Origin of the sequence: Brevundimonas sp. (genome assembly GCF_013823285.1) — a bacterium.
Classification (GTDB): Bacteria; Pseudomonadota; Alphaproteobacteria; order Caulobacterales; family Caulobacteraceae; genus Brevundimonas.
In genome coordinates this window covers 1-2,595 of sequence record NZ_PNLV01000183.1, presented here as the reverse complement: position 1 = coordinate 2,595, position 2,595 = coordinate 1, and the positions used below count along the sequence as shown (strand labels likewise).

Here is a 2,595-nt window from a genome sequence, read left to right as displayed (position 1 = left end):
ACGACGCTGAGCCTTCCACCGCTCTACAAGGTGGGCATGGGGCTGGCCGTGGGGGTCGGGGTGATCTTCACCGCCGGATACGCCTGGCGTGTGGCCGAGGATGCGGATCGGCTGGCCCTGGCGCTGGCGGCGACCCAGCAGGTGCTGGAGCGCGAGCAGCGGCTCGCGGCCCTGGGCGGACTGGCCGCCGCCGCCGCCCATGAGCTGGGCACCCCGCTGGCCACCATCCAGGTGGTGGCCAAGGAGATGCTGCGCGCCGCCAACCGCAAGTCCGGTGACCCGGCCGTCGCCGAGGACGCTCGCCTGCTGATCCAGCAGGCCGATCGCTGCCGCGAAATCCTGAAGCGGCTGTCGCAACGCCCCGAGGACGGCGACGCCATCTATGCCGAGGTGGGGCTCAAGGCCCTTCTGGAGGAGGTGGTTCAGCCGCACCGGGGCATCGATCTGGACATGGACTGCCGCATCGAAGGGGTGGATGAGACCGACGCCCCCCACGTCCGCCGACTGCCCGAGATTGTCCATGGTCTGTCGGCCATTGTTGAGAACGCCGCCGATTTCGCCGCCGAGCGGGTCGAGATCGTCGCCCGCGTTGATGCGCGCCACGTGGAGGTGATCGTCTCCGACGACGGTCCGGGCTTCTCGCCGGAAATCCTGGCCCGTCTGGGCGAGCCCTATGTCACCAGCCGGCCTCTGGGCCGAGCCCGTAAGGGCAAGCAGGCGGCCGGGGCGGGCGTGGGCGGCGGCATGGGCCTGGGCTTCTTCATCGCCCGCACCCTGCTGGAGCGCACCGGGGCGCGGGTCTCGGCCGCGACCGGAGAAACCGGCGGCGCCCGGGTCACGGTGCGTTGGCCCAGGTCGGCGCTGGAAGTCGATCCGGCTTGACCCTGGCCGTGGCGCATCCGATTTGAGGACTCAGGAGTATTTGAAAACATGGCCAGTCTGGAAGACCGCATCGCCGCCCTTGAGGACAAGTCCCTGCTGCTGCTGGACGACGACCAGGCGCTGAGGACCCGTCTGGGTCGGGCGCTGGAATCGCGCGGCTTCGAGGTTACGACCGCCAGTTCCATCGCCGAGGCGCAGGAAGCCCTGCGCGCCGGCCTGCCAGCCTTCGCGGTGCTGGACATGCGGCTGGAGGACGGCAACGGCCTTAAGATCGTCGAAGCCATACGCGCTCGCCGCGACGACGCCCGCATGGTCATGCTGACCGGCTACGGGGCCATCGCCACCGCCGTGGCGGCGGTCAAGGCCGGCGCCGTCGACTATCTGTCCAAGCCCGCGGACGCCGACGATGTGGTCAAGGCCCTGATGAGCGAGGAGGGCGACGCGCCCGAGCCGCCCGACAACCCCATGTCCGCCGACCGGGTGCGCTGGGAGCATATCCAGCGGGTCTACGAGCTGTGCGACCACAACGTGTCTGAAACCGCCCGCCGCCTGGGCATGCACCGCCGGACGCTGCAGCGGATTCTGGCCAAGCGCGCGCCGCGGTAGGGCTACTCCCTCAGACTCCTCATCGCCCCCAGCCGCGCGAACGCCAGCGTCAGGGCCTTGCGCCGCGCTGGCGCCAAAGGTGTCAGCGGCGCCTCGCGAACCACCGCCCCGCCAAAGCTGTCGGCGACGATCAGACCCGGCTCGTCAGGCAGTATTCCGTCGGGAAACTCCGGCGCCACGGCGAAGTAGAAGGCGTCGCAGAACGGGGCGTACTCGTGCCATTTGCGGTCGACGCGGTAGTCCTCCACCCCCGATTTCACCTCGCAGATAGCGATCTCGCCACGCGGGCCCAGCGCCATGACGTCGGCGCGACGGCCATTCGGCAGGCAGACCTCAAGCAGCGGCGCATAGCCCATGTCCGCCATCAGCCGCGCCGCGCCCCGGGTGACGGACAGGGTGGTTTCGGGCCGGCTGAAGACCAGTTCGATATGGACGGTGGCGGCGGGCATGCCGCCATATGTTCCGCATGTGTTCCGGTCGTCAAGAATTGATCAGCCTGGCGTGCTGATCACCTCGGAGGTATCAAAGCCCAGGGCGCGGGCCCGGGACAGGGCTGCGCGGCGGACGTCGGCCGAGGGGTTCTCCCGCCGCGACCAGATCCAGAAATGGCTCTTGTCCGGCAGGCCCATGATCGCCCAGCTATAGTCGGGCGCGCGGTGCCAGACCCAGTAACTCTGGCTGGCCAGGCCGCCGAAAGACAGCAGTCCCGCCAGAGACATGCGGAACCTGGCGTTGGAATCCGTGACCCTGGCATTGGCGTTCAGGGTCTCGATCTCACCATCCGACCGGCGCGTACAGGTATGGACTACCCGATAGCGGTCGGAGTCCCGCGCCGTGAAATCGACCGCCAGACGGGTGCAGTCGCGCTGAAACCGGTTGGGATTGCGCGCGATCTCGTACCAGCGGCCAGAGAACCTGTTCAGATCCAGATCCGCGACCTGTGCCGAGGCAGGGGGGGAGGCGAGGGCCATGGCCGCCATGCAGGCGCCGATCACGAGGCGTGTGGAACTCTTCATGTTCAAACTCCGTGCGGGCGTGATGGCTCAGATACGGTAGAAAGAGCGACAGGGTTGCGCGCCCTGATCAGCCGCGCAGTATCTGGACCAA

At 68.5% G+C, this 2,595-nt stretch carries 4 protein-coding genes; 2 read left to right on the top strand and 2 right to left on the bottom strand.

The features are described from left to right. The coding region (locus tag C0461_RS14205) for an ActS/PrrB/RegB family redox-sensitive histidine kinase (RefSeq protein WP_292107940.1) at window positions 1-882 on the top strand (882 nt) is incomplete at its 5' end. A 48-nt stretch (window positions 883-930) separates the two neighbouring features. Next, on the top strand, window positions 931-1,488 hold the full coding sequence (locus C0461_RS14200; protein WP_292107938.1) for an ActR/PrrA/RegA family redox response regulator transcription factor: 558 nt from the start codon (window positions 931-933) through the stop codon (window positions 1,486-1,488). A 2-nt stretch (window positions 1,489-1,490) separates the two neighbouring features. On the opposite strand, the gene mmcB is transcribed toward C0461_RS14200, so the two are convergent. Beyond that, window positions 1,491-1,937, bottom strand: a complete 447-nt coding sequence (gene mmcB / locus C0461_RS14195) for a DNA repair putative endonuclease MmcB (RefSeq protein WP_292107936.1) — start codon at window positions 1,935-1,937, stop codon at window positions 1,491-1,493. 42 nt (window positions 1,938-1,979) lie between these two features. Further along, window positions 1,980-2,504: a lipocalin family protein gene (locus C0461_RS14190; RefSeq protein WP_292107934.1), complete on the bottom strand. Its 525-nt coding sequence runs from the start codon at window positions 2,502-2,504 to the stop codon at window positions 1,980-1,982. Between the last annotated feature and the right edge of the window lie 91 nt (window positions 2,505-2,595).